33 protein-coding genes are annotated in these 21,724 nt (G+C 57.4%); 32 read left to right on the top strand and 1 reads right to left on the bottom strand.

The genetic code is table 11. From position 1 onward, the window contains the following. Position 1 precedes the first annotated feature (1 nt). From rpsS to ACR0L4_RS12245, 21 genes are all read left to right on the top strand, one after another. On the top strand, positions 2–280 hold the full coding sequence (rpsS, locus tag ACR0L4_RS12345; protein ID WP_005980699.1) for a 30S ribosomal protein S19: 279 nt from the start codon (positions 2–4) through the stop codon (positions 278–280). A 3-nt stretch (positions 281–283) separates the two neighbouring features. After that, complete coding sequence (gene rplV, locus ACR0L4_RS12340; RefSeq protein WP_039538267.1) at positions 284–664, top strand: 50S ribosomal protein L22; 381 nt, start codon at positions 284–286, stop codon at positions 662–664. Next, positions 664–1,374, top strand: coding sequence for a 30S ribosomal protein S3 (gene rpsC / locus ACR0L4_RS12335; RefSeq protein ID WP_170356687.1), 711 nt, complete (start codon positions 664–666; stop codon positions 1,372–1,374). Before rplV ends, rpsC begins: the two co-directional genes overlap by 1 nt. A 12-nt stretch (positions 1,375–1,386) precedes the next feature. Then, a complete protein-coding gene (gene rplP / locus ACR0L4_RS12330; protein ID WP_085823145.1) occupies positions 1,387–1,800 on the top strand; it encodes a 50S ribosomal protein L16 in 414 nt (137 codons plus the stop codon). Positions 1,801–2,055: 255 nt separating this feature from the next. After that, on the top strand, positions 2,056–2,544 hold the full coding sequence (locus tag ACR0L4_RS12325) for a CBS domain-containing protein (RefSeq protein ID WP_480513294.1): 489 nt from the start codon (positions 2,056–2,058) through the stop codon (positions 2,542–2,544). 25 nt (positions 2,545–2,569) lie between these two features. Continuing rightward, the gene (locus ACR0L4_RS12320) at positions 2,570–3,937 is read left to right on the top strand and encodes an ArsB/NhaD family transporter (RefSeq protein ID WP_480513292.1); all 1,368 of its coding nucleotides are present in this window, start codon (positions 2,570–2,572) and stop codon (positions 3,935–3,937) included. A gap of 73 nt (positions 3,938–4,010) precedes the next feature. Next, positions 4,011–4,631 carry a 2OG-Fe(II) oxygenase family protein gene (locus ACR0L4_RS12315; RefSeq protein WP_480513290.1) on the top strand — a complete coding sequence of 207 codons (621 nt, stop codon included), beginning with the start codon at positions 4,011–4,013 and terminating at the stop codon, positions 4,629–4,631. Between the two features lie 73 nt (positions 4,632–4,704). After that, complete coding sequence (locus ACR0L4_RS12310; RefSeq protein ID WP_480513288.1) at positions 4,705–5,487, top strand: SDR family NAD(P)-dependent oxidoreductase; 783 nt, start codon at positions 4,705–4,707, stop codon at positions 5,485–5,487. Positions 5,488–5,754: 267 nt separating this feature from the next. Then, positions 5,755–5,961, top strand: a complete 207-nt coding sequence (gene rpmC / locus ACR0L4_RS12305) for a 50S ribosomal protein L29 (protein ID WP_037311745.1) — start codon at positions 5,755–5,757, stop codon at positions 5,959–5,961. Between the two features lie 4 nt (positions 5,962–5,965). After that, positions 5,966–6,196, top strand: coding sequence for a 30S ribosomal protein S17 (gene rpsQ / locus ACR0L4_RS12300; protein WP_008757253.1), 231 nt, complete (start codon positions 5,966–5,968; stop codon positions 6,194–6,196). A gap of 75 nt (positions 6,197–6,271) precedes the next feature. After that, positions 6,272–6,640, top strand: a complete 369-nt coding sequence (rplN, locus tag ACR0L4_RS12295; protein WP_008757934.1) for a 50S ribosomal protein L14 — start codon at positions 6,272–6,274, stop codon at positions 6,638–6,640. A 2-nt stretch (positions 6,641–6,642) separates the two neighbouring features. Continuing rightward, positions 6,643–6,954 carry a 50S ribosomal protein L24 gene (gene rplX / locus ACR0L4_RS12290; RefSeq protein ID WP_170749559.1) on the top strand — a complete coding sequence of 104 codons (312 nt, stop codon included), beginning with the start codon at positions 6,643–6,645 and terminating at the stop codon, positions 6,952–6,954. Further along, positions 6,947–7,507, top strand: coding sequence for a 50S ribosomal protein L5 (gene rplE / locus ACR0L4_RS12285; RefSeq protein WP_480513286.1), 561 nt, complete (start codon positions 6,947–6,949; stop codon positions 7,505–7,507). The genes rplX and rplE overlap by 8 nt, the downstream gene beginning before the upstream one ends. Before the next feature lie 19 nt (positions 7,508–7,526). Further along, positions 7,527–7,832: a 30S ribosomal protein S14 gene (rpsN, locus tag ACR0L4_RS12280; RefSeq protein ID WP_010437098.1), complete on the top strand. Its 306-nt coding sequence runs from the start codon at positions 7,527–7,529 to the stop codon at positions 7,830–7,832. Between the two features lie 13 nt (positions 7,833–7,845). Next, entirely contained in the window at positions 7,846–8,238 is a 393-nt protein-coding gene (gene rpsH, locus ACR0L4_RS12275; RefSeq protein WP_039523381.1) for a 30S ribosomal protein S8, read from the top strand. Positions 8,239–8,250: 12 nt separating this feature from the next. After that, a complete protein-coding gene (rplF, locus tag ACR0L4_RS12270; RefSeq protein WP_170749557.1) occupies positions 8,251–8,784 on the top strand; it encodes a 50S ribosomal protein L6 in 534 nt (177 codons plus the stop codon). An 11-nt stretch (positions 8,785–8,795) separates the two neighbouring features. Continuing rightward, complete coding sequence (gene rplR / locus ACR0L4_RS12265) at positions 8,796–9,155, top strand: 50S ribosomal protein L18 (protein WP_039523386.1); 360 nt, start codon at positions 8,796–8,798, stop codon at positions 9,153–9,155. A 116-nt stretch (positions 9,156–9,271) separates the two neighbouring features. Beyond that, positions 9,272–9,841, top strand: a complete 570-nt coding sequence (gene rpsE, locus ACR0L4_RS12260; RefSeq protein ID WP_170749556.1) for a 30S ribosomal protein S5 — start codon at positions 9,272–9,274, stop codon at positions 9,839–9,841. 12 nt (positions 9,842–9,853) lie between these two features. Beyond that, a complete protein-coding gene (gene rpmD / locus ACR0L4_RS12255; RefSeq protein WP_008757946.1) occupies positions 9,854–10,042 on the top strand; it encodes a 50S ribosomal protein L30 in 189 nt (62 codons plus the stop codon). A gap of 186 nt (positions 10,043–10,228) precedes the next feature. Then, positions 10,229–10,978: a VOC family protein gene (locus tag ACR0L4_RS12250; RefSeq protein ID WP_480513283.1), complete on the top strand. Its 750-nt coding sequence runs from the start codon at positions 10,229–10,231 to the stop codon at positions 10,976–10,978. Positions 10,979–11,250: 272 nt separating this feature from the next. Then, positions 11,251–11,466 (top strand): YjiS-like domain-containing protein, encoded by a 216-nt coding sequence (locus ACR0L4_RS12245; protein WP_170749781.1) that lies wholly within the window; start codon positions 11,251–11,253, stop codon positions 11,464–11,466. Positions 11,467–11,553: 87 nt separating this feature from the next. On the opposite strand, the gene ACR0L4_RS12240 is transcribed toward ACR0L4_RS12245, so the two are convergent. After that, the gene (locus ACR0L4_RS12240) at positions 11,554–12,579 is read right to left on the bottom strand and encodes a LacI family DNA-binding transcriptional regulator (RefSeq protein ID WP_480513281.1); all 1,026 of its coding nucleotides are present in this window, start codon (positions 12,577–12,579) and stop codon (positions 11,554–11,556) included. A gap of 133 nt (positions 12,580–12,712) precedes the next feature. Here ACR0L4_RS12240 and ACR0L4_RS12235 point away from each other — a divergent pair, with 133 nt between their 5' ends. From ACR0L4_RS12235 to ACR0L4_RS12185, 11 genes are all read left to right on the top strand, one after another. Then, positions 12,713–12,898, top strand: coding sequence for a hypothetical protein (locus ACR0L4_RS12235; protein ID WP_170749553.1), 186 nt, complete (start codon positions 12,713–12,715; stop codon positions 12,896–12,898). Positions 12,899–12,922: 24 nt separating this feature from the next. Further along, complete coding sequence (locus ACR0L4_RS12230) at positions 12,923–14,068, top strand: TRAP transporter substrate-binding protein (RefSeq protein WP_170749552.1); 1,146 nt, start codon at positions 12,923–12,925, stop codon at positions 14,066–14,068. A gap of 112 nt (positions 14,069–14,180) precedes the next feature. After that, a complete protein-coding gene (locus ACR0L4_RS12225; protein WP_170749551.1) occupies positions 14,181–14,693 on the top strand; it encodes a TRAP transporter small permease in 513 nt (170 codons plus the stop codon). Positions 14,694–14,704: 11 nt separating this feature from the next. After that, entirely contained in the window at positions 14,705–16,033 is a 1,329-nt protein-coding gene (locus tag ACR0L4_RS12220) for a TRAP transporter large permease (RefSeq protein ID WP_170749550.1), read from the top strand. A gap of 12 nt (positions 16,034–16,045) precedes the next feature. Next, positions 16,046–17,353: a histidinol dehydrogenase gene (gene hisD, locus ACR0L4_RS12215; RefSeq protein ID WP_480513278.1), complete on the top strand. Its 1,308-nt coding sequence runs from the start codon at positions 16,046–16,048 to the stop codon at positions 17,351–17,353. Further along, on the top strand, positions 17,346–18,107 hold the full coding sequence (locus ACR0L4_RS12210; protein WP_480513276.1) for an SDR family NAD(P)-dependent oxidoreductase: 762 nt from the start codon (positions 17,346–17,348) through the stop codon (positions 18,105–18,107). Before hisD ends, ACR0L4_RS12210 begins: the two co-directional genes overlap by 8 nt. Next, the gene (locus ACR0L4_RS12205; RefSeq protein ID WP_480513274.1) at positions 18,104–19,081 is read left to right on the top strand and encodes an alcohol dehydrogenase catalytic domain-containing protein; all 978 of its coding nucleotides are present in this window, start codon (positions 18,104–18,106) and stop codon (positions 19,079–19,081) included. Before ACR0L4_RS12210 ends, ACR0L4_RS12205 begins: the two co-directional genes overlap by 4 nt. 23 nt (positions 19,082–19,104) lie before the next feature. Next, positions 19,105–19,515 carry a universal stress protein gene (locus tag ACR0L4_RS12200; RefSeq protein ID WP_480513272.1) on the top strand — a complete coding sequence of 137 codons (411 nt, stop codon included), beginning with the start codon at positions 19,105–19,107 and terminating at the stop codon, positions 19,513–19,515. Between the two features lie 49 nt (positions 19,516–19,564). Next, positions 19,565–20,071 (top strand): sulfopyruvate decarboxylase subunit alpha, encoded by a 507-nt coding sequence (gene comD / locus ACR0L4_RS12195; RefSeq protein WP_480513270.1) that lies wholly within the window; start codon positions 19,565–19,567, stop codon positions 20,069–20,071. Then, complete coding sequence (comE, locus tag ACR0L4_RS12190) at positions 20,068–20,622, top strand: sulfopyruvate decarboxylase subunit beta (RefSeq protein ID WP_170749544.1); 555 nt, start codon at positions 20,068–20,070, stop codon at positions 20,620–20,622. The genes comD and comE overlap by 4 nt, the downstream gene beginning before the upstream one ends. After that, positions 20,622–21,710, top strand: coding sequence for an alpha-hydroxy acid oxidase (locus tag ACR0L4_RS12185; protein WP_480513268.1), 1,089 nt, complete (start codon positions 20,622–20,624; stop codon positions 21,708–21,710). The genes comE and ACR0L4_RS12185 overlap by 1 nt, the downstream gene beginning before the upstream one ends. The last annotated feature ends 14 nt before the right edge of the window (positions 21,711–21,724 follow it).

The following is a 21,724-nucleotide window of genomic DNA, read 5'->3' as shown; positions in this document are numbered from 1 at the left end:
CATGTCTCGCTCTGTTTGGAAGGGTCCTTTCGTCGATGCTTACGTGCTGAAAAAAGCCGAAGCAGCGCGCGAGTCGGGCCGCAACGAAGTCATCAAAATCTGGTCGCGTCGTTCCACCATTCTGCCCCAGTTCGTGGGTCTGACCTTTGGTGTGTACAACGGCCAGAAGCATATCCCCGTCAACGTCTCGGAAGACATGATCGGTCAGAAGTTCGGTGAGTATTCGCCGACTCGGACCTATTACGGTCACGCCGCTGACAAAAAAGCGAAGCGGAAGTAAGTCATGGGCAAGGAAAAGAACCCCCGCCGCGTGGCTGAAAACGAAGCAATGGCGAAAACCCGCATGCTCCGTACCAGCCCGCAGAAACTGAACCTGGTTGCGCAGATGATCCGCGGCAAGAAAGTTGAGAAGGCTCTGACCGACCTGACTTTCAGCAACAAGCGTGTCGCGCAGGACGTCAAAAAGTGCCTGCAGTCCGCAATCGCCAACGCCGAGAACAACCACAATCTGGACGTCGACGAGCTGATCGTTGCCGAAGCATGGGTTGGCAAGAACCTGGTCATGAAACGCGGTCGCCCTCGGGCCCGTGGCCGTTTCGGCAAGATCATGAAGCCGTTCTCGGAGATCACCATCAAGGTGCGTCAAGTTGAGGAGCAAGCCTAATGGGTCATAAAGTAAATCCGATCGGCATGCGCCTGCAGGTGAACCGCACCTGGGACAGCCGCTGGTACGCCGACACCAAGGACTACGGTGATCTTCTGCTGGAAGATCTGAAGATCCGTGAGTTCATCAACAAAGAGTGCAAGCAAGCCGGCATCGCCCGTGTGATTATCGAACGTCCGCACAAGAAGTGCCGCGTGACGATCCACACAGCACGTCCGGGTGTCATCATCGGCAAGAAAGGCGCGGACATTGAAGTTCTGCGCAAGAAAATCGCCCTGATGACAGACAGCGAACTGCACCTGAACATCGTCGAAGTGCGTAAGCCCGAGCTTGACGCACAGCTGGTTGCCGAGTCCATCGCTCAGCAGCTGGAGCGCCGGGTTTCGTTCCGTCGCGCGATGAAACGTTCGGTTCAGAACGCCATGCGCATGGGTGCCCTGGGTATCCGGGTGAACGTCGCTGGCCGTCTGGGCGGCGCCGAGATCGCACGGACCGAGTGGTACCGCGAAGGCCGCGTGCCTCTGCATACCCTGCGTGCCGACATCGATTACGCACATGCCGAAGCGATGACCCCCTACGGGATCATCGGGATCAAGGTCTGGATCTTCAAAGGTGAGATCATGGAGCACGATCCGCAGGCACGTGACCGTAAAGCACAGGAACTCCAGGACGGCCCTGCACCTCGTGGTGCTGGTGGCGGTCGTCGCTAAGGAGGGAAAGATATGCTTCAACCAAAGCGTACTAAATTCCGCAAGATGCACAAAGGCCGGATCAAGGGTGAAGCCAAGGGCGGCTCTGATCTGAACTTTGGCACCTATGGACTGAAAGCTCTTGAGCCTGAGCGTGTAACTGCACGCCAGATCGAAGCTGCACGTCGTGCCATGACGCGTCATATGAAGCGTCAGGGTCGCGTCTGGATCCGCATCTTCCCCGACACTCCGGTCACGGCTAAGCCGATCGAAGTTCGTATGGGTAAAGGTAAAGGTTCGGTCGACCGTTGGGCTTGCAAGGTCAAGCCTGGTCGCGTGATGTTCGAGATCGACGGCGTTAATGACGACATCGCCCGCGAGGCCCTGCGCCTGGCTGCGATGAAGCTGCCGATCAAGACCCGCGTTGTGGTCCGCGAAGACTGGTAAGCGATCCGGGGCAACCCCGTTCGTGACAAGATTAACCCCCGTCGGGAAACCGGCGGGGGTTTTTTGATGCCCAAACCTGTCTGCTTGGGTGTGCCGTGTCAAAATTCTATACCGGCTTTGCAAAAAATGCACATCCAAAGGGTGGCAATAGACTGCAGTAAGTGAAATGTAGCCGCAGCCAATGCCGGGTCCGTTCCGTTCAACCGTAGGTAACCGTCCGGCTCAAGCGACCCCGCGAACATACCGAGGATACCCATGGGTCTTACCTGTCGGGACGTGATGGTCCCACCCGAATATCAAAAGACGATCGATCCAAACGATACGGTTGCCAAAGCCTTTGACATCATCCGCGACAGTCGGGTTCGGTTTCTGCCTGTTGTGGAAGGGGATGGCACGTTTAAAGGCGTGTTCACCGCTCCGACGCTGATCAAGATGATCCTGCCAAAGGCCGCGCTGATCGGTATGGGTTCCGAGGCGGTCCGGGTGCCGATCAATAACCTCAGTTTCATGGATCTGACCAAGGAAGATTTCCGACAGCAGATCGAGCGGTTAAACGAAGAGCGCGTCGGCGATCACCTGTCCAACCCGGCCAACATTCCTATTGCCGCGCCCGATACCCCGGTGATGGAGGGCATCTTCCTGATCCACAAGTTCAAGCGCCATGTCTTTCTTGTCGAGCCTGACACAAAGCGGTTTGTGGGCACTGTCAGCCCGAACTCGCTGATGGATCACGCGCTGAGTTAACCCCAAAAGATACCGGATCAAAACTGTGACCGATCATTCCATTTCGCATGGAGAACACACGTTCTCCATCCCGCAACTGTTGGGGATCGATCCCCTGTGGATCGCCACGGGCATCCTGATCGCGGTCTATGCCGTTCTGATCACCGAAAAGGTGAACCGCGCCATTCTGGCGATGCTGGGTGCGTCGCTGATGGTTCTGTTCGGCATCCTAAATCAGGAACAGGCCGTGGCGGGTGTCGACGCCAACACGCTGGCTTTGCTGATCGGCATGATGGTGATCGTCGGCATCACCAGCAAATGCGGGTTGTTTCAATACGTCGCGATCAAGGCGTCCAAGGCCGTCAAGGCGAACCCGACAGGCATCCTGATCATGCTGACGCTGATCACCGCGGTTTTCTCAGCCCTGCTGGACAACGTCACCACGGTGCTGCTGATCGCTCCAATCACCTTGCTGATCACCGACGCGCTGGAAACGCCGGTTTTCCCGTTCTTTTTTGCCGAGATTCTTGCCTCGAACGTGGGAGGTACGGCGACGCTGATCGGTGATCCGCCGAATATCATCATCGGCTCGGCAGCTGGCCTCAGCTTTAACGAGTTCGTGGTCAATCTGGCCCCGATCTCGGCCATTTGTCTGGTGGTGCTGACTGGTATCATCTACCTGATGAACCGCCGAACACTGGCGGCCATCCCGAAATCGGCCAGCGAAAAGATCATGCGCTTCAACGAGACAGAAGCGATTACAGATATCCAGCTGATGATCAAATCCCTGTCGGTTCTGGCATTGGTCCTGCTGGGCTTCACCCTGGGCCACGGCTATGGCGTCCAGCCAGGTACCTCGGCCTTGGCTGGTGCGGCGCTGCTGATGCTACTGGCCTACGGACACCAGCACGGCGAAGAACAATCCGAATCCGTGCACCACATCTTTGGTGAGGTTGAATGGGTGACGATCTTTTTCTTCGGTGGTCTGTTCGTGATCGTCGCTGGTGTCGAACATGTCGGTCTGCTCGAGTTCTTCGGTCAGAAGGTTCTGGAACTGACCGAGGGCGACATGATGTGGACAGCGTTTTTTATCTTCTGGGCCTCGGGTATCCTGTCGGCCATTCTGGACAACATCCCCTTCGTGGCCACGATGATTCCGTTGATTGAATCCACTGCCGACACATTTGGAGGGCCCGATGCGATAGAACCTCTGTGGTGGTCACTGGCCTTGGGTGCATGCCTTGGCGGAAACGGCACTCTGTTGGGTGCAAGCGCCAATCTGACCGTCGCAGCCTTTGCCGAGAAAGCCAAACAGCCCATCGGCTTTGTCAAGTTCGCGATCATGGCCTTCCCGATCATGATCCTGACGCTTATGATCGCCAACGTCTATATCTGGCTGCGCTACTTCTACTAAGTCGCACCCAACCGACCGCTTTTCCGGTGCGGTCGGTCTCGCGCTTGTGTCCCGGCTGGGCTATAGCCGGGGCATGGCACAGATTGAATCACTCTTCGTTACCCGTCTCTACCGCGCCGCTTTGTCCGAGTTCGATCCCAAGATCGACGCGGGCGAGCTGGAAAACTCCTGCATTGTCATCGCCGAGGATGATGAGGCCGGGCAGGAATGGTGTGAAGAGAACGGCTATCCCGGTTATACCAGCTATGCGTCGCTGACCGATCTGCCCTGGCGATTCCCGATCTTCGCCGATCTGGTGAAGGTAATGGATCAGCATGTGGCGGCCTTTGCCAAGGATCTCGAGTTTGATCTGGGTGAAGGCGCATTGAAGCTGGAAGACATCTGGATCAACATCCTGCCCGAAGGCGGTATGCATTCCAGCCACCTGCATCCGCACAGCGTGATCTCGGGCACGACCTATGTGGCGATGCCCGAAGGGGCGAGCGCTTTGAAACTGGAAGATCCCCGCTCGGGCCGCATGATGGCTGCACCGACGCGGATTAAAGACGGACGGAGGGATTTGCAGCCGTTCATCTATATGAAGCCGCAAGTGGGGGATGTCCTGCTTTGGGAAAGCTGGCTGCGCCACGAAGTGCCGATGAATATGGCCGAAGATGAGCGGATTTCGGTGAGTTTCAATTACAAGTGGGAGTAGCGCCTGAGGTATCCTAGGTCTAACGTCCGATTCCTAAGCATTATGCAACTCAATCATATGTTCGGAGAACTCCATGGCTAGAACCGCACTTGTCACAGGCGCATCGTCCGGAATTGGCCGAGAACTTGCGCGCTACCATGCATCACAGGGTGGTAACGTAGTCATAACCGCGCGGCGTGGTGAATCCCTGGAGGCGTTAAAGACCGAGCTTGAGGCAGCCCACGGCGTCACCGTAACGCCAATTGCACTCGATTTAGGTGCCGAAGGTGGTGCGCAAAAGCTTTACGATGCGATTAAGGCGGAGAATTTGCAGGTAGACTACCTGATCAATAACGCGGGATTTGGCGGGCACGGAGCCTTTCTTGATCGCAACCTTTCGGATGATCTGAGTATGATCCGCTTGAATGTCGAAGCACTGGTATCTTTGTGCCACATGTTCGGCGGCGATATGATCGCCAGAGGCGGCGGAAAGATACTGAATGTGAGTTCTACGGCGGCGCATATGCCTGGCCCCCTGCAAGCGACCTACTTTGCAACGAAGGCCTATGTTTCAAGTTTCAGTCAGGCGTTGGCGGAAGAGTTGAAGGACAAGGGCATCACTGTTACCGCCTTGGAGCCCGGTTATGTCTCGACCGAATTTGCTGCTGCTGCAGATCTTGAGGGCACGAAACTGGTTTCTCAAAAGGGGGCGACAGCCGAGGCGGTGGCCAAAATCGGCTACGACGCCATGATCGACGGGAGGCTTACGGTGATTAACGATCGGTCGCTCGCGTTTCTGTTGGGCTGGGTTTTTCCGTTCTTGCCGCGCAAGACACGCCTGAGCATGGTTCGAAAGATGCAGGAAAAAGGCGCTTGAACGTTTTTCAGCGCCACTCTGACGTTTAACAAACGGCCAAAAATTAACGAATTCGAGGCGGAACCAATTGGCATTAGATTACGGGTGTAGTCATTCATCGACAGCGGTCCAAACTTTCCCTTGCCACCCATCCCTCAAACCCTTATACGGCGGCATCTTGCGATCTCCCGGCTGTGTCGGGCGATTCGTATGTCTATCATTCATCCACCAGGTCCAAGGTGACCCTGTAAGGGGGCCTTCTGGTGTTTTGAGCAAAGGAAAAAGGCGATGAACGCCCAAGAACTGCGTGACAAGACCCCGGACCAGCTCCGCGAGGAACTGGCCAACCTGAAGAAAGAAAGCTTTAACCTGCGCTTTCAACAGGCAACCGGTCAGCTGGAAAGCACCGCCGGCATCAAGGCGGCCCGCCGCAACGCTGCCCGCGTCAAAACCATTCTGAACGAAAAGGCCGCTGCTGCGGCATCCGAGGAGTAATCAGATGCCCAAGCGTATCCTGTCCGGCACCGTAACCAGCGACGCCAACGAACAGACCGTAACCGTATCCGTCGAGCGTCGCTTTACGCATCCGGTTCTGAAGAAAACCATCCGTAAGTCCAAGAAATACCGGGCTCACGATGAAAAGAACGCCTTCAAGGTCGGTGACACCGTTCGCATCATCGAATGCGCGCCGAAATCGAAGACGAAACGTTGGGAGGTTCTGGAGGCGTAAGCCCCCAGGACTTTTCATTTATCGAAACCCTGGGGGATTTAACGAGACCAGCCCCCACAGGTCGGGAGAAACCACATGATCCAGATGCAGACCAATCTGGATGTCGCTGACAACTCCGGCGCACGCCGAGTTCAGTGCATCAAGGTCCTGGGTGGTTCCAAGCGTAAATACGCCTCCGTCGGCGACATCATTGTCGTCTCGGTGAAGGAAGCCATCCCACGCGGCCGCGTGAAGAAAGGTGACGTCCGTAAGGCCGTCGTTGTACGCACCGCCAAGGAAGTCCGTCGCGAAGACGGCACCGCGATCCGTTTCGATCGCAACGCCGCCGTCATCCTGAACAACAACAACGAGCCAGTCGGTACCCGTATCTTTGGCCCCGTTGTTCGCGAACTGCGTGGCAAGAACTTCATGAAAATCATCTCGCTCGCTCCGGAGGTGCTGTAATCATGGCTGCTAAACTCCGCAAAGGCGACAAGGTCGTCGTGCTGGCCGGCAAGGACAAGGGTAAAGAGGGAACCATTTCCTCGGTTGACCCGAAAGCCGGCAAAGCTGTTGTAGACGGCATCAACATCGCCATCCGCCACACCCGCCAGACCCAGAACAGCCAGGGCGGCCGTTTGCCTCAGGCAAACCCGATTGAGCTGTCGAACCTGGCTCTGCTGGACGCAAACGGCAAGGCAACCCGCGTCGGCTTCCGCATGGAAGGTGACAAGAAGGTCCGCTTCGCCAAGACCACGGGGGACGTGATCGATGCTTGATACCGCAAACTATACCCCGCGTCTGAAAGCTCAGTACGCTGAAACCATCCGTGCCGCTCTGAAAGAAGAGTTCGGCTACAAGAACGACATGCAGCTGCCCAAGCTGGAAAAAATCGTTCTGAACATCGGCTGTGGTGCAGAAGCTGTCAAAGACTCCAAGAAGGCCAAAGCGGCTGTTGCGGATCTGACGGCGATTGCTGGCCAACAGGCTGTTGCGACACTGGCGAAAAAGTCGATCGCGGGCTTCCGCGTCCGGGAAGACATGCCGCTGGGTGCAAAAGTGACCCTGCGCGGTGACCGGATGTACGAATTCCTGGATCGTCTGATCACAATTGCGATGCCGCGTATTCGTGACTTCCGCGGCGTGAAGCCGTCTTTCGATGGTCGTGGCAACTTTGCCATGGGCATGAAAGAGCACATCGTGTTCCCGGAAATCGACTTCGACAAGGTCGACGAGGTCTGGGGCCTGGATATCGTAATCACCACCACAGCGAAAACCGACGCTGAAGGTAAGGCATTGTTGAAAGCATTCAACATGCCCTTCAACGCCTAAGCGCCGGGAGGACTAAGACATGGCTAAAAAAGCAATGATCGAACGCGAGAAGAAGCGCGAACGCCTGGTGGCCAAATATGCCGCAAAGCGTGCCGAGCTGAAAGAAATCGCGAATGACGAGAGCAAGCCGATGGAAGAGCGTTTCAAAGCGCGTCTGAAACTGGCGAAACTGCCGCGCAACAGCTCGGCTACCCGTCTTCACAACCGTTGTCAGCTGACCGGTCGTCCCCACGCTTACTACCGTAAGCTGAAGGTCAGCCGTATCGCGCTGCGCGAGCTGGGTTCTGCAGGTCAGATCCCCGGCATGGTGAAATCGAGCTGGTAAGGGAGACATAGATATGAACGATCCTATCGGCGATATGCTCACCCGTATCCGCAACGCGCAAATGCGCGGCAAGTCCACCGTTTCCACCCCGGCTTCCAAGCTGCGCGGTTGGGTTCTGGACGTGCTGGCGGACGAAGGTTACATCCGTGGCTATGAAAAGACGACCGGCGAAAACGGTCATCCGGCCATCGAAATCAGCCTGAAATACTACGAAGGCACTCCTGTTATTCGCGAGCTGAAGCGGGTTTCCAAGCCCGGTCGTCGCGTATACATGGGCGTCAATGACATCCCGCAGGTCCGTCAGGGTCTGGGCGTGTCGATTGTCAGCACTCCGAAAGGTGTGATGTCGGACCAGAATGCACGCTCCAACAATGTTGGTGGCGAAGTGCTCTGCACCGTCTTCTAAGGAGGTCTGTCAATGTCTCGTATTGGTAAAAAACCGGTCGAGCTGCCCAGCGGCGTTTCCGCCTCTGTGTCGGGTCAGACCATCGAAGTCAAAGGTCCGAAAGGCACCCGCAGCTTCACCGCGACTGATGACGTTACGCTGTCGGTCGAAGACAATGTTGTGCAGATCAACCCTCGTGGGATGTCCAAGCGCGCGCGCCAGCAGTGGGGCATGAGCCGCACGATGGTCGCCAATCTGGTGACCGGTGTGACCGAAGGCTTCAAAAAAGAGCTGGAGATCCAGGGTGTTGGTTACCGGGCGCAGATGCAGGGCAACACCCTGAAACTGAACCTGGGCTACAGTCACGACGTTGATTTCGTTGCTCCGGAAGGTGTTACCATCACCGCACCGAAGCAGACCGTGATCATTGTGGAAGGTAACGACCAGCAGCAGGTGGGCGAAGTCGCGGCGAAAATCCGCGAATGGCGCCGTCCCGAGCCCTATAAGGGCAAAGGTATCCGCTATAAGGGCGAGTTCATCTTCCGCAAGGAAGGCAAGAAGAAGTAAGGACGCAAACAATGGCAAACAGCAAAAGAACCCTGTTTCTGAAGCGCCGCCTGCGCGTTCGGAACAAACTTCGCAAGGTCAACGCAGGTCGTGTACGCCTGTCAGTTCACCGCTCGAACAAGAACATCAGCGTTCAACTGATCGACGACGTTCGTGGCGTGACCCTGGCCTCGGCCTCGACCCTGGAAAAAGATCTGGGTGTAGTTGGCAAGAACAACGTCGAAGCGGCCACGAAAGTGGGCGCGGCCATCGCCGAGCGTGCCAAGAAGGCAGGCGTCGAAGAGGCCTATTTCGATCGTGGCGGCTTCCTGTTCCACGGCAAGGTGAAGGCAGTTGCCGACGCTGCGCGTGAAGGTGGCCTGAAGATCTAAGACTTGCGGGCAGCTTTGCGGCTGCCCCGATGATCCGGGGGCCCTGACATCAGTTGGGGCTCACCAGGATTGAAACAACGGCGCCGCAATGCGCCACATGAGAAAAGGGATGCCAAATGGCAGAACGTGAAAACCGTCGGGGCCGTGGCCGCGACCGTGAAGAAGCACCGGAATTTGCAGATCGCCTGGTCGCAATCAACCGCGTGTCGAAAACCGTAAAAGGTGGTAAGCGCTTTGGCTTCGCCGCTCTGGTGGTTGTCGGCGATCAGAAAGGCCGCGTCGGCTTTGGCAAGGGTAAAGCGAAAGAAGTACCCGAGGCCATCCGTAAGGCAACTGAACAAGCCAAGCGTCAGATGATCCGCGTGCAGCTGCGCGAAGGTCGGACCCTGCACCACGATATCGAAGGCCGTCACGGCGCCGGTAAAGTGGTTATGCGCTCGGCACCTGAAGGTACTGGTATCATCGCCGGTGGTCCGATGCGTGCCGTGTTCGAAATGCTGGGTGTCAAGGACGTTGTGTCCAAGTCGCTGGGCTCGCAGAACCCGTACAACATGATCCGCGCCACCATCAACGGCCTGCAAAAAGAGCAGAGCCCGCGTTCGGTTGCACAGCGTCGTGGCAAAAAAGTTGCTGACATCCTGCCCAAGCGGGACGAAGCGCCTGTTGCTGCTGAAGCAGAAGCATAAGGAGAGCGACCCATGGCAAAAACCATCGTCGTCAAGCAGATCGGTTCCCCGATCCGCCGCCCCGCCGAACAGCGCGCGACCCTGATCGGTCTGGGCCTGAACAAGATGCACAAAACCCGTGAGCTGGAGGATACTCCTTCGGTCCGCGGCATGGTCAACAAGATCCCGCATCTGGTTGAGATCATCGAAGAGCGCGGCTAAGCGCGCGACCTTTGAAGAGTTTGGAACGCCCTCGATTTTGTCGGGGGCGTTTTTTGTTTCTGCAGTGACCCTACTATCGGTCCAACGATATAGATATCTGGATCCCCATACTCTGATTGACTTGCATCAACGACCGTTTGGATCTCGTTGGATTACCGATCAATCATTGCGTGGGAGGTTCTTGAAATGAATGCGGACAAGATAGGGCGGATCGTTTGGCACGACCTTTTTACGTCTGATCTGGACAGCTCAATAAATTTTTATGGCCGTGTTGCGTCATGGGCTTTTAGTAAGGAAAGAACGAATAATTTTGTTTGGGGCCAGGGAAAAGGCGAGTTTACCCTTGCTCATTTGAATGGGGAAGCTGGAACAGGGCTGACAAAAACTCCGCAAAATCTCGGCGTTGGTTGGTTCCCTTATGTCGAGGTTCCGAACGCAGACGTTATTTCGAAGCGGGCCGAAAAAATGGGCGCGCAGATAATAAGACCTCCCTTTGACGTGGCCGGAGTTGGCCGACACTGTCTTTTGTTGGACCCGTTGGGCGCAAGATTTGGTATTTCCGTTTCGCAACACGATTACCCAATACCCACACAACAGTTTGCAGCTGAGATTTACCTGACTGAAGGTTCAGAGTTTCCAGCCGAGTTCTACCAAGTGTTGTTTGATTGGGACTGCTCTAGGACGGTTGATCGTGAAGTGGGTGTGCCAACTTTGGAGGACTCACATACTCTTTTGGAGCTGGTTGTTCCATCGGAAGTCGAGATGTGTGGGCGAGGCGTCTGGATACCGGCGATCAAGGTTGCAGCGATCGAGAACGCAGCGAGCGAAGCTTTGAGACTTGGAGCGTCGGAAATATCTGTCCGACCCCAGCAAGTTGCTGACCAAGCGCCCCGCGTGTTTTGCGATCCACTAGGGTGTCTTTTTGCAGTTCAGTAGGCGTGTCCAATTCATGTGACACACCAAAGGCAAAGCATTGCGCGGGTGCCCGTTGCGGGACATTGGCTGGATGAAATGCAATTGCCCGGACAATTGGAATGGGACCTGCGCTTTGAAGCAACCAACCACGGTTAGTTATTCACTTAACGCATACCGGCCAGACCAAAACATCCGTTGTTAGCGATATCAGACGATCCTATCTGAGCATTGTCCACAAAGGAACAAACGGAAACGCCCGGGGAATGCGCCCCGGTACAGAAAGGAACATAGATATGGCACATACAGCTACATTGACACATGGCGGTTTCAACCTGAGCGCTCGTTTTGCGAACCTGGTTGAGCGTATTAAAGAAAACCGTGCGCGGGGTGCAGAATACAATCGCACCTACCGCGAATTGCAGAGCCTGAGCGACCGTGAACTCAACGATATCGGTGTGCGTCGCTGCGACATCGCCGATATCGCGCGTGAACACGCATACTGCGCCTAAGGCAAAACTTGCTCACCGCTCCCCAGGGACTTGGGGAAACGCCTCCGACGATGTCGGGGGCGTTTTTTGTTATCTCGGTACAGAAGGCTAGGGGCGCTCCGGTGTGGCCAGAGACTGACGCTTTACGATAGTGGTCTGCAACTGCTGGGACTGGCCTTGTGTGTTGTTTTCGATCATCGAGACGAGTTCGATAGCGGCCTTGCGGCCCATTTCGCGATGCGGAACATGTACCGTGGTCAATCCGGGTTGGACAATCCGGGCCAGTTCGATGTCGTCAAAACCAGTGATCGACACGTCCTGAGGAACCCGCAGCCCCATTTCCAGGGCCTGCCGCACCGCCCCTACGGCCAATACATCGTTGCCGCAAAGAACTGCGGTTGGACGCTCAGGTCCGGTCATCAGCCGCAGGAACGCATCAGCGCCGTTTTCTATGTCATACGGTGTTTCGATGATTGAAAGCGTCTCGGGCGAAAGCCCGTGTGCCTGAAACGCATCCTTGATCCCTTCGATCCGCAACCGCGCGCGATCGTTGCCCTTGCTGATCCCTGAAATCACAGCGACATGACGGTGCCCAAGGCGCAGCGCCTCATCTGTCAGGGCATGCATCGACTGCCGGTTGTCGAACCCGATGGACGGGCAGCGTCCGCCGTCCAAATATGACCAGGCGACCAGTGCCGGGGTCTTTTGCCGGTCAAGATAGTTATAAATCTCGCTGTCACGGTCATGGCCAATCAACAAAAGCCCATCCGCACCACGGGCCACAAGCGTTCTGATCTGCTCTTCCTCAATATCCGTCTGATAGGCCGAACTTGAAACCAGTAACGTGTATCCACGCCGGTGAATCTCTTCCTGAAAGGCCTGTAGGCCCCGTGCAAAAATGGCGTTGTCCATCGTTGGAATGATTGCGCCGATGGTGAAGGAACGTTTCGCCGCCATCACGCGCGCGGCAAAATTCGGCGTATAGCCCAGCGTATCAACCGCCGACAAGACCCGTTTGCGTGTGGCTTCGACAACACGTTCTGGATCATTCAGGCAACGCGAGACGGTCGCAGTCGAAACGCCTGCCATTTTGGCCACATCGTTCAATGTCGGAACTGACCGGAGTTTTGGCATTCCTGATCCTGCGATTTGCTTTTTCTAAGATTAGTAGGTTTCAGGTGATAGGGAAAGGCAAATGTAAGCGCTTGCATTATTGATGTAAGCGCTTACAAATAGAGTTGGGCCGATTCTATAAGGAGTCCCAGACATGTTTCTTGCAGCTTCGATTGTTGTGTTCGTCATCTATTTTGCGAACGTTGCCTTGGGAGCTTTTGCAAATGCTGCGTTTCTTGGGGATGTCGGAGAAATGTTGGTCCTGTTCGCGGCGTCGATCTTGTTCGTTGTCGCAATTCTGAAAAAGGAGGCCGACCGGAACTCCGAAAATGGCGGCTGAATTTTTTGCTTGGGAGGGCAATCTATGAACAACGACAAGAACGAGCTTGCGTCTGCAGAGCGTCGCAATTTTCTGAAGCTCAGCGCCAGCGGGGCGTTCACGGCGGCTTTGGTTGCCGGGGCCGGTGGGGTCCTGTGGTCGTCTGAGGCCGCAGCGCAGACCGCGAAAGAAGAGAGCGAGCGGGAAAAGGCGGCCGATCATGTGATGACTGTTGCAACTGCCTATGTGCTGGGTGCATCGCGCAGCTATCCGATCATGCAACTGGATCTGAAGGAAAACATTCAGAACGCGACAAATGGCAAGGTCTACGTCAAGCTTGCCCCGGGCGGTCAGTTGGGTGCAGGTGGTTCGTTGGTTCAAAAGGTTCAGGGCGGCACCATTCAGGCGGCCCAGCATTCGCTGTCGAACTTCGCCCCCTTTGCGTCGACCGTCGATCTGATCAACATGCCGTATTTGTGCGGCTCGAACCAGCGGTTCACCAATCTTGTGCATTCGGACACCTGGAAAAGCGAGGTCCATCCCAAGGTCGAGGCTGCGGGCTTTAAGGCCCTGTTCTATGTCGTGATCGATCCACGCGTGGTTGCGGTGCGTCAGGGTGGCAATGCAGTGATCACGCCGGGCGACATGAGCGGGATCAAGTTCCGGGTGCCGGGCTCGAAAATGCTGCAACAGTATTACCGCATGGTCGGCGCGAACCCGACGCCCGTTGCTTGGGGTGAGACCCCCTCGGCCATCAAGCAGGGTGTCGCGGATGCGCTTGACCCATCTGTGGGCGCGCTGTTTGTCTTTGGCTTCAAGGACATCCTCAGCCACGTGACATTCACGCAGGCGGTGCCGGATAGCCAAGTCTATTCCTGTAACCTGGAATGGTTCAACTCGATGCCGGCCGATGTGCAGGAAGGCATCATGTGGGGCTCGGAAATGACCAGCCACCAGAACCTGTCCAAAGTGCCCTCGGCGCGGGCCTATGCAATGGCTGAACTGAACAAGGCCGGGGTCGAGTTCCACTCGCTCAGCAGCGATCAGTTGGCGGAATGGCAGGATGCAGGCGGTTATCAGAACGCCGATTGGGATCCGTTCAAGACCGAACTGGCCGGGTCGATGGACGCCTTCGAGAAACTGGTCGAAGCGGCCGGTACGCAGGGCAAGTACTACGTCCACGACGCGTAATGCGCATCGAACGGGTGCGCCCCTTCGCACCCGTTCACTTCACGATATGCAACCTTTGGCAGCGGTCTTTGCGACCGCCGTCTGAAGTGTTGCCAGGTTTTTGGGGCCGGACATGACTGTACTTCAGAAAATAGACCGGGATGCCGAGCGCTGGCTGTTGTTGGTGTTCTACGTGATGCTTGTCATCACCATGGCCATCGAGGTTCTGCGGCGTGAGATTTTCGCCTATTCCTCGATCTGGGGCGAAGAGATCGTCCGGTATTCTTTTATCTACCTCGCCTGGATCGGGGCAGCGGCCGCCGTGAAAGAGCGCGCCCATATCCGGATCGATGTGATCATGCACTACCTTGGGCCACGGCCCAAAGCGCTGCTGTATATCTTCGGCGATCTGGTCATGTTCGTGGTGGCGATCATCGCCCTTTACTGGTCCTACGAGGCAGTACACGTCTCGGCCAAATTCGGATCGGTGACGGACGGTCTGCGGGTCTCGAAAGTCTGGTTCCTGATGGCAGTGCCAACCGGATTTGCACTGATGATCTGGCGTCTGATCCAATCCTTGATGCGCGATTTGAAATGTCTGCGAGACGGCACGCCCGTCTTCGAAGGCGACAAGCTGTTTGACTGAGGAGATTTACAATGCTTTGGAATTCCCTCAATCAAACCGTTGAACTCGGATGGGATTTCTATCTGCCGGTGATCCTGTTCGTGGGCCTGATCGCCATGGCGGTCCCGGTCTGGGCGGCTATCGGATCGGCTGCGATCCTGATGCTGGTCATGTCCGGCGACTTGCCGCTGAGCCTTGTGGGCGAGAGCCTGTTTACCGGCATCGACGCCTTCGCCCTGACCGCCGTGCCGCTGTTCATCCTGACCGGGGACGTGCTGGTCCGCACCGGGCTGTCGCGAAAATTCCTGGATGTGGCCGAGGCGTTGACCTGCTTTGCCAAAGGCGGGTTCGGGTCGGCCACCGTGCTGGTCTGCGGCATGTTCGCGGCCATCTCGGGTTCGGACGCGGCAGGGGCTGCCGCTGTGGGCCGGATGACGATCAACCGACTGGTCGAAAGCGGCTATCCGCGTCCCTATGCCTGTGCGCTGGTGGCGGCGGGGGCCTGTACCGGCATCCTGATCCCGCCCTCGATTGCCTATATCATCATCGGCCTTGTGTTGGGCATTTCCGCCTCGACCCTGTTCCTGGCGGCCTTGATCCCCGGCCTTGCCATTCTGGTGTCGATCCTGATTACCAACATCATCATGAACCGCCTGTATGCCTACGAGGGCGGCGGCATGATGACCATGGGGGAATGGCTGGCAAATCTGGGCAAGGCGCTGAAGTCCGGCTGGTACGCCTTTATCGTGCCGGGCATCATCTTCTACGGTATCTTCTCGGGCCGCCTGACCCCGACCGAGGCCGGGGCAACCGCTGTTGTTGTCACCATCGCCATGGGCTTTATCCTGCGCACACTGACACTGGCCGACTTTCCCTCGATGCTGGTCAGTTCGGCCAAGGTGAACGGGGTGATCCTGCCGATCATCGCCTTCTCGGCCCCCTTGGCCGAGGCTCTGGCAATCATGGGGGTGCCGCAGGGTTTTGTGACCTCGGTCACGGCGATGACAGATGATCCATACGTGTTGATCCTGCTGATGATCGGTATCCTGATCGCTGCGGGCTGCGTCATGGAGACGACACCGAATATTGTGATCCTGGCTCCGATCCTGAAACCGCTGGCGGACAATATCGGCATGAACGAAATTCAGTTCTGCATCATGATGATCACCGCGTTGGGTGTGGGTTTCATCACTCCGCCGCTGGGTCTGAACCTGTTCGTCGTATCTGGTATTACTGGCGAGTCCATTCTGAAGATTGCCGCCCGGGCTGTGCCTTTTGTATTAACCATGCTGATCGTGGTGCTGCTGATCGCCTACGTGCCAGCCGTTTCGACCACCTTGCTACCTGAAATCTACCAATAGGACCTGTTGAACATGCCGCGTGACTATTTGAAAAAGGCAACTCTGACGGCGCAGTCTCATGCGACCGAAGTGCACGATACGGTCAAGACCATTCTGGCCGATATCGAGGTGGGTGGCGACGCCAAGGCGCTGGAGTATGCCGCCAAGTTCGACAAGTTCGAAGGCAATGTCCTGATGACGCAGGACGAGATCGACGCCGCCATCGCGCTGGTGCCCGAGAAACTGAAGGCCGATATCCGGTTTGCCCATGACAACGTGCGTCGCTTTGCCGAAACGCAAAAGGCTACGGTGTCGGATGTTCAGACAGAAATCGTGCCGGGCGTCGTTGCAGGTCAAAAGGCCATTCCTGTAGATGCGGCAGGCTGCTATGTGCCGGGTGGTCGCTACAGTCATATCGCCAGCGCGATCATGACGGTGACCACGGCAAAGGTGGCCGGGTGTCGCCATATAACTGCGTGCTCTCCACCTCGTCCGGGCGACGGCGTGGCGCCTGCGATTGTCTACGCGGCGCATATCTGCGGTGCCGACAGTATTCTGGCAATGGGCGGCGTTCAGGGTGTGGCTGCGATGACCTATGGACTGTTCGGTCTGCCGCGCGCGAATATTCTTGTGGGGCCCGGCAACCAGTTCGTGGCCGAGGCCAAGCGTATTCTCTATGGCAAAGTCGGCATCGATATGATCGCGGGGCCGACGGACAGCCTGGTTCTGGCGGACAAGAGTGCCGATGCGCATGTTGTTGCGACCGATTTGGTCAGTCAGGCCGAACACGGGTATAACTCGCCCGTCTGGCTGGTGACGGATGATCGTGATCTGGCCGAGAAAGTGATGGAGCTTGTGCCCGCGCTGATCGAAGACCTGCCCGAACTGAACCGTGAGAACGCCTACGCCGCGTGGCGCGACTATGCCGAGGTGATTGTTTGTGCGGATCGTGAAGAGATGGCCGCCTGTTCCGACGACTACGCACCAGAACACCTGACCGTACAGGCCGAAGATCTGGATTGGTGGCTGGATCGGCTGACCTGCTATGGCTCGCTGTTTCTGGGTGAGGAAACCACCGTTTCTTACGGCGACAAAGCCACCGGCACCAACCACGTTCTGCCGACCTCGGGTGCCGCCAGCTATACGGGTGGGCTGAGCGTCCACAAATACATGAAAATCGTGACGTGGCAGCGGGCCACCCGCGAAGGGTCCAAGCCCATCGCGGTGGCAACGGCCCGCATTTCGCGTCTTGAAGGGATGGAGGGTCACGCCCGCGCCGCCGATGTGCGTCTGGCCAAGTATTTCCCCGATGAGCAATTCGACCTGACCGCAGATGGATGACCCACGCGCGCTCTTTGACCTGACAGGGCGCGTGGCCTGCGTCACCGGCGCAAGCTCGGGGCTGGGGCGGCGGGTTGCGTTGGTGTTGGCGCAAGCCGGGGCCAAAGTTGTCGGCGTTGCGCGGCGGGCAGATGCCCTGTCGCAGTTGTGCACTGAGATTGGATCAAATGCAGCGGTCGTGACTGGTGATGTCGCGGATCGCCAGAACGTCAGGGCTCTGGTGAATGCGGTATCTTCCAACTTTGGTCCGCCCGACATCGTCGTCCATGCCGCAGGCGTAAACACGCGCGAGGCGGCGGATGATGTGACCGGGCCGGGGTGGGATGCGACTCTGGCCCTGAACCTGAGCGCGCCGTTTTTCCTCAGCCAAGCGATGGTGCCCGCGATGAAGGAAAAAGGCTGGGGAAGGATTGTGAACTTCGCCTCGCTTCAAACCACACGCGCTTTTCCCGGTGGTATCGCCTATGGCGCGACCAAAGCGGGGATCGGGCAACTGACCCGCGCGATGGCCGAGGCGTGGTCACCATACGGCATCACCGCGAATGCGATTGGGCCGGGTTTTTTCCCAACCGAGCTGACACAGGCGGTCTTCGACGATCCAGAGCGCGCGGCGCGAAACGCGGATCAAACCTGCATCAAGCGCAATGGAAGGATGGAGGACATGGACGGGCCGATCCTGTTTCTCTGCTCGAAAGCCTCGGACTATGTTACCGGGCAGGTCCTCATGGTCGATGGGGGGTTCACCGCGAAATGAAAGCGCTTGTGTATGAGGGGGTTGAGGAAGTGGTGCATCGGGATGTGCCAGATGCGGTGCCCGCGGCTGGTGAGCATCTGATCCGCGTCGAGGCGGTTGGCATCTGCGGCTCGGACATGCACGCCTATCTGGGGCATGATGCCCGACGTCCCGCGCCGCTGATCCTGGGCCACGAAGCGGCAGGGCTGATCGTCGGTGGTCCGCGCGATGGAACACGGGTGACGGTGAACCCACTGGTGACCTGTGGGACGTGTCTGGCCTGCACCTCGGGCCGGGAAAACCTGTGTCCGCAGCGCCAGATCATCTCGATGCCTCCGCGCGAAGGGGCCTTTGCACAATATGTATCGATGCCTGACGGCAATCTGGTTGAGGTGCCGGACGATATCCCATTGAACAAAGCCGCTTTGGCAGAACCCCTTGCGGTCAGTTGGCATGCAATACGGCTGGCCCTTGCGGCGCTGCATCCTGCCAGTGAGAAACGCGCTTTGGTTCTGGGCGGCGGCGCAATCGGCCTTGCCGCTGCATTGGCGTTGACCGCGATGGGGGTTGAGAATGTCGTTTTGGCTGAGCCAAGCCCAGGACGGCGCGAGTTCCTTCTTGGGCTTGGCCTTCGCGTATTGGATAGAGCCGCCGGAACCTGTCCGATCGTGATCGATGCGGTGGGCTATGCGGCAACACGCGCCACGGCCTCGGCCTGTGCGGAACCGGGTGGCGTCATCACCCATGTTGGTTTGGGTGAGGACACTGGCGGGTTGGATATCCGCCGGATGACCTTGCAGGAAATCACCTTCATTGGAACCTACACCTACACCGCCGAGGATTTCCGACAAACGGCGCAGGCGATTTTTGACGGGCGTCTGGGTGCACTGGACTGGACCGAAGCACGTCCTCTGTCCGGGGGGGCGCAGGCATTTCGTGATTTGCGCTCTGGCGCAGTGGCAGCACCAAAGATTATCCTGGATCCGTGGGAATAAGCCGGGCTGAAAAGGAGTTTGATATGTATAAGAAAGTTCTTGTCCCGATGGCGTTGGATCACGGCATATCGCAGCACACCCTCGAGATTGCCCGCGCCCTGTCGGACGACGGGAGCGAGATCATTGCCTTGCACGTATACGAGATGCCTCAGGGTTCTGTCAGTGCTTACCTCGACAAGGCGGCGGTGTCCGAAGGATTTCAGCGCGCGCGCCTTGAGTTGCTGAAAAAGGTCGAAGGTCTGGACGGTGTAACCTCTGAGATCGTTAAGGGGCATACCGCCCGAACCATCATCGACTATGCAAGCGGCAATGATGTGGATTGCATCGTCATCGGCTCGCACAAACCGGACCTCAGCGACTATTTTTTGGGATCGACCGCGTCTCGGGTCGTCCGCCATGCCCCCTGTGCCGTGCACGTGCACCGCAGGGCCTGAATTCGTCAATCGCGCAGATTGCGCCCCAAACAGGATCAACATCTGGATCATGAGCATAGACAAGAAGATCACCGACGATCTGGTGGCGAACGATATCTCGTTCGTGACCACCGTCCCCTGCAAGCAATTGGCCGGGGTGATAGATGAGATCGACAGGCACGATGGCATCTACCACATCCCGTCGAACAAAGAAGACGAAGGCATGGGCCTGTGCGCCGGTGCCTGGATGGGCGGCAAGCGCCCGGCTATCATCATGCAAAACACCGCCATTGGCGTGACGATCAACACGCTGGCAACGCTGATCCAGTATTACCGGATGCCACTGCCCATGCTGATCTCTTATCGAGGAGAGCTGCGTGAGCCGATTGCCTGTCAGGTGGAAATGGCAGTTCATACCAAGGCCTTGTTGACGCAGTTGAATATCCCGACCTACCACTTCCACAATCAGGAAGACGTGGCCGAACTGGACGCGATCCTGAAATACACCTTCATGTGCAACAAGCCGGTTGCCATTCTGACCGATGCAAACTTTTGGGGAGGCTATGGCGACCAATGATCCGTTCCGAAATTCTGAAAGAAATCGCCCCGATCCTGCGGGATCAACTTGTGGTCTGCAACATCGGCATTCCAAGTCAGGAACTGCACGCCATCGATGATCAGCCCACGAATTTCTACATGCTGGGCACCATGGGGCTGGCCTCTTCCATTGGTCTCGGGCTTGCCCTTGCGCAGCCGAAACCGGTGATCGTGATCGACGGGGACGGCTCGGTCCTGACCAATCTGGGCACCCTTCCGACCATCGCCAACAACGTCGCCGACAACTACATCCTGCTGATCGTCGACAATGGCTCTTACGGTTCGACCGGGGATCAGCCGACCTATGCGGGCCAAAAGACCTCGCTGACGAAAATGGCGCAGGCGGCTGGGTGCGAGCGTGTGATCGAATGTGCTGCCGAAGATACCGGTCGCGTGCTGCAAGAGGCGCTGGACGCCAAGGAAATGACCATCATCGTCAGCAAGTGTGAAAGCGGCAATGCCAAGATGCCACCAATCACGATGGACCCGGTGGTGATCCGCGACCGCTTTATGAAAGCTGTCGAGGCCTGATGGCCGCAAGCGCCATTCACTGCTCCGAAGACGCCCGCCGCCTTGCGCGGCGGCGTTTGCCGTGGATGGTGTTCGACTATATCGACGGCGCGGCCGGGTCCGAGGTCGGCGCCGCACGCAACCGTGACGCGCTGGATCAGGTAACGCTCAGCCCACGCATCCTGCGCGATGTCAGCAACAGATCGCTTTCCACTTCGCTGTTCGACCGCCCCGCGCAGCGCCCGTTCGGGGTTGCGCCGATGGGCTTGTGCAATCTGTCCGCGCCCGGAGCCGACCTGATGTTGGCACGCCTGGCGGCGCGGTATTCGATTCCTCTTGGCGTCTCGACCGTGGCCTCGACCGCTATGGAAGAAATTCTGGAGGCCGCAGAGGGCAACGCCTGGTTTCAGCTGTATTTCAGCGGTGACGGATCAGGCACGTTCAAGCTGGTCGAGCGGGCTTGGGCGGCGGGTTATGAGACCTTGGTTCTGACCGTGGACGTCCCCGAAGTCGGTCGCCGTCCGCGCGAATTGCGACGCGGCTTCAAGATGCCCTTCCGGATCGGCCCCAGGCAATTTGTCGACTTCGCCCTGCACCCGCGCTGGTCGCTGGAAACCTTGTTTCGCGGCAGGCCACAGATGGCCAACTTTCTGATGGAGGGCTACGATTTTGACCGCACCGAGAGCAGAGCCAGGGCCACATGGGACACACTTGCAAGGCTGAGGGATCAATGGCCGGGAAAACTGGTTGTCAAGGGTGTTCTGAACGCCGAGGACGCAATTGCGTTGAAACAGGCTGGCGTCGATGCGCTGCAGGTCTCCAGTCACGGTGCGCGACAACTTGAAAGCGCCCCGAGCCCAATTCAGATGCTACCGGACATTCGACAGGCCGTCGGGGATGGGTTCCCTGTGTTCTACGACAGCGGCCTGCGATCCGGTGAAGACGCGTTGAAAGCGCTCATTCAGGGTGCGGATTTTGTTTTCTTTGGACGGATCATGCAGTTCGCGATCGCAGCCGAGGGGGAAGCGGGTCTGCATCAGCTCTGGTCTGTACTCAGTGACGAGATGAGCATTGCGATGGCGCAGATTGGCCTGAACGCGTTGAAGTAATGGCGGTAAAGCGT

Source organism: Ruegeria sp. AB5, assembly GCF_056542645.1.
The sequence above is the reverse complement of the archived record's forward strand: the minus strand, read 5'-3'. Positions and strand labels throughout refer to the sequence as shown.

Excerpts from the sequence above, each read along its gene's own strand:
- rplF (WP_170749557.1), top strand. The coding sequence starts at position 8,251 with ATGTCTCGTATTGGTAAAAAACCGGTCGAGCTGCCCAGCGGCGTTTCC.
- rpsE (WP_170749556.1), top strand. The coding sequence starts at position 9,272 with ATGGCAGAACGTGAAAACCGTCGGGGCCGTGGCCGCGACCGTGAAGAA.
- ACR0L4_RS12245 (WP_170749781.1), top strand. The coding sequence starts at position 11,251 with ATGGCACATACAGCTACATTGACACATGGCGGTTTCAACCTGAGCGCT.
- rplV (WP_039538267.1), top strand. The coding sequence starts at position 284 with ATGGGCAAGGAAAAGAACCCCCGCCGCGTGGCTGAAAACGAAGCAATG.
- ACR0L4_RS12225 (WP_170749551.1), top strand. The coding sequence starts at position 14,181 with ATGACTGTACTTCAGAAAATAGACCGGGATGCCGAGCGCTGGCTGTTG.
- rpsN (WP_010437098.1), top strand. The coding sequence starts at position 7,527 with ATGGCTAAAAAAGCAATGATCGAACGCGAGAAGAAGCGCGAACGCCTG.
- rpsH (WP_039523381.1), top strand. The coding sequence starts at position 7,846 with ATGAACGATCCTATCGGCGATATGCTCACCCGTATCCGCAACGCGCAA.
- rpmD (WP_008757946.1), top strand. The coding sequence starts at position 9,854 with ATGGCAAAAACCATCGTCGTCAAGCAGATCGGTTCCCCGATCCGCCGC.
- ACR0L4_RS12235 (WP_170749553.1), top strand. The coding sequence starts at position 12,713 with ATGTTTCTTGCAGCTTCGATTGTTGTGTTCGTCATCTATTTTGCGAAC.
- comE (WP_170749544.1), top strand. The coding sequence starts at position 20,068 with ATGATCCGTTCCGAAATTCTGAAAGAAATCGCCCCGATCCTGCGGGAT.
- ACR0L4_RS12200 (WP_480513272.1), top strand. The coding sequence starts at position 19,105 with ATGTATAAGAAAGTTCTTGTCCCGATGGCGTTGGATCACGGCATATCG.
- ACR0L4_RS12250 (WP_480513283.1), top strand. The coding sequence starts at position 10,229 with ATGAATGCGGACAAGATAGGGCGGATCGTTTGGCACGACCTTTTTACG.
- comD (WP_480513270.1), top strand. The coding sequence starts at position 19,565 with ATGAGCATAGACAAGAAGATCACCGACGATCTGGTGGCGAACGATATC.
- ACR0L4_RS12205 (WP_480513274.1), top strand. The coding sequence starts at position 18,104 with ATGAAAGCGCTTGTGTATGAGGGGGTTGAGGAAGTGGTGCATCGGGAT.
- ACR0L4_RS12310 (WP_480513288.1), top strand. The coding sequence starts at position 4,705 with ATGGCTAGAACCGCACTTGTCACAGGCGCATCGTCCGGAATTGGCCGA.
- rplE (WP_480513286.1), top strand. The coding sequence starts at position 6,947 with ATGCTTGATACCGCAAACTATACCCCGCGTCTGAAAGCTCAGTACGCT.
- rpsS (WP_005980699.1), top strand. The coding sequence starts at position 2 with ATGTCTCGCTCTGTTTGGAAGGGTCCTTTCGTCGATGCTTACGTGCTG.
- rplN (WP_008757934.1), top strand. The coding sequence starts at position 6,272 with ATGATCCAGATGCAGACCAATCTGGATGTCGCTGACAACTCCGGCGCA.
- hisD (WP_480513278.1), top strand. The coding sequence starts at position 16,046 with ATGCCGCGTGACTATTTGAAAAAGGCAACTCTGACGGCGCAGTCTCAT.
- rplX (WP_170749559.1), top strand. The coding sequence starts at position 6,643 with ATGGCTGCTAAACTCCGCAAAGGCGACAAGGTCGTCGTGCTGGCCGGC.
- ACR0L4_RS12210 (WP_480513276.1), top strand. The coding sequence starts at position 17,346 with ATGGATGACCCACGCGCGCTCTTTGACCTGACAGGGCGCGTGGCCTGC.
- rplR (WP_039523386.1), top strand. The coding sequence starts at position 8,796 with ATGGCAAACAGCAAAAGAACCCTGTTTCTGAAGCGCCGCCTGCGCGTT.
- rpsC (WP_170356687.1), top strand. The coding sequence starts at position 664 with ATGGGTCATAAAGTAAATCCGATCGGCATGCGCCTGCAGGTGAACCGC.
- ACR0L4_RS12185 (WP_480513268.1), top strand. The coding sequence starts at position 20,622 with ATGGCCGCAAGCGCCATTCACTGCTCCGAAGACGCCCGCCGCCTTGCG.
- rplP (WP_085823145.1), top strand. The coding sequence starts at position 1,387 with ATGCTTCAACCAAAGCGTACTAAATTCCGCAAGATGCACAAAGGCCGG.
- ACR0L4_RS12230 (WP_170749552.1), top strand. The coding sequence starts at position 12,923 with ATGAACAACGACAAGAACGAGCTTGCGTCTGCAGAGCGTCGCAATTTT.
- ACR0L4_RS12315 (WP_480513290.1), top strand. The coding sequence starts at position 4,011 with ATGGCACAGATTGAATCACTCTTCGTTACCCGTCTCTACCGCGCCGCT.
- ACR0L4_RS12240 (WP_480513281.1), bottom strand. The coding sequence starts at position 12,579 with ATGCCAAAACTCCGGTCAGTTCCGACATTGAACGATGTGGCCAAAATG.
- ACR0L4_RS12220 (WP_170749550.1), top strand. The coding sequence starts at position 14,705 with ATGCTTTGGAATTCCCTCAATCAAACCGTTGAACTCGGATGGGATTTC.
- rpmC (WP_037311745.1), top strand. The coding sequence starts at position 5,755 with ATGAACGCCCAAGAACTGCGTGACAAGACCCCGGACCAGCTCCGCGAG.
- ACR0L4_RS12325 (WP_480513294.1), top strand. The coding sequence starts at position 2,056 with ATGGGTCTTACCTGTCGGGACGTGATGGTCCCACCCGAATATCAAAAG.
- rpsQ (WP_008757253.1), top strand. The coding sequence starts at position 5,966 with ATGCCCAAGCGTATCCTGTCCGGCACCGTAACCAGCGACGCCAACGAA.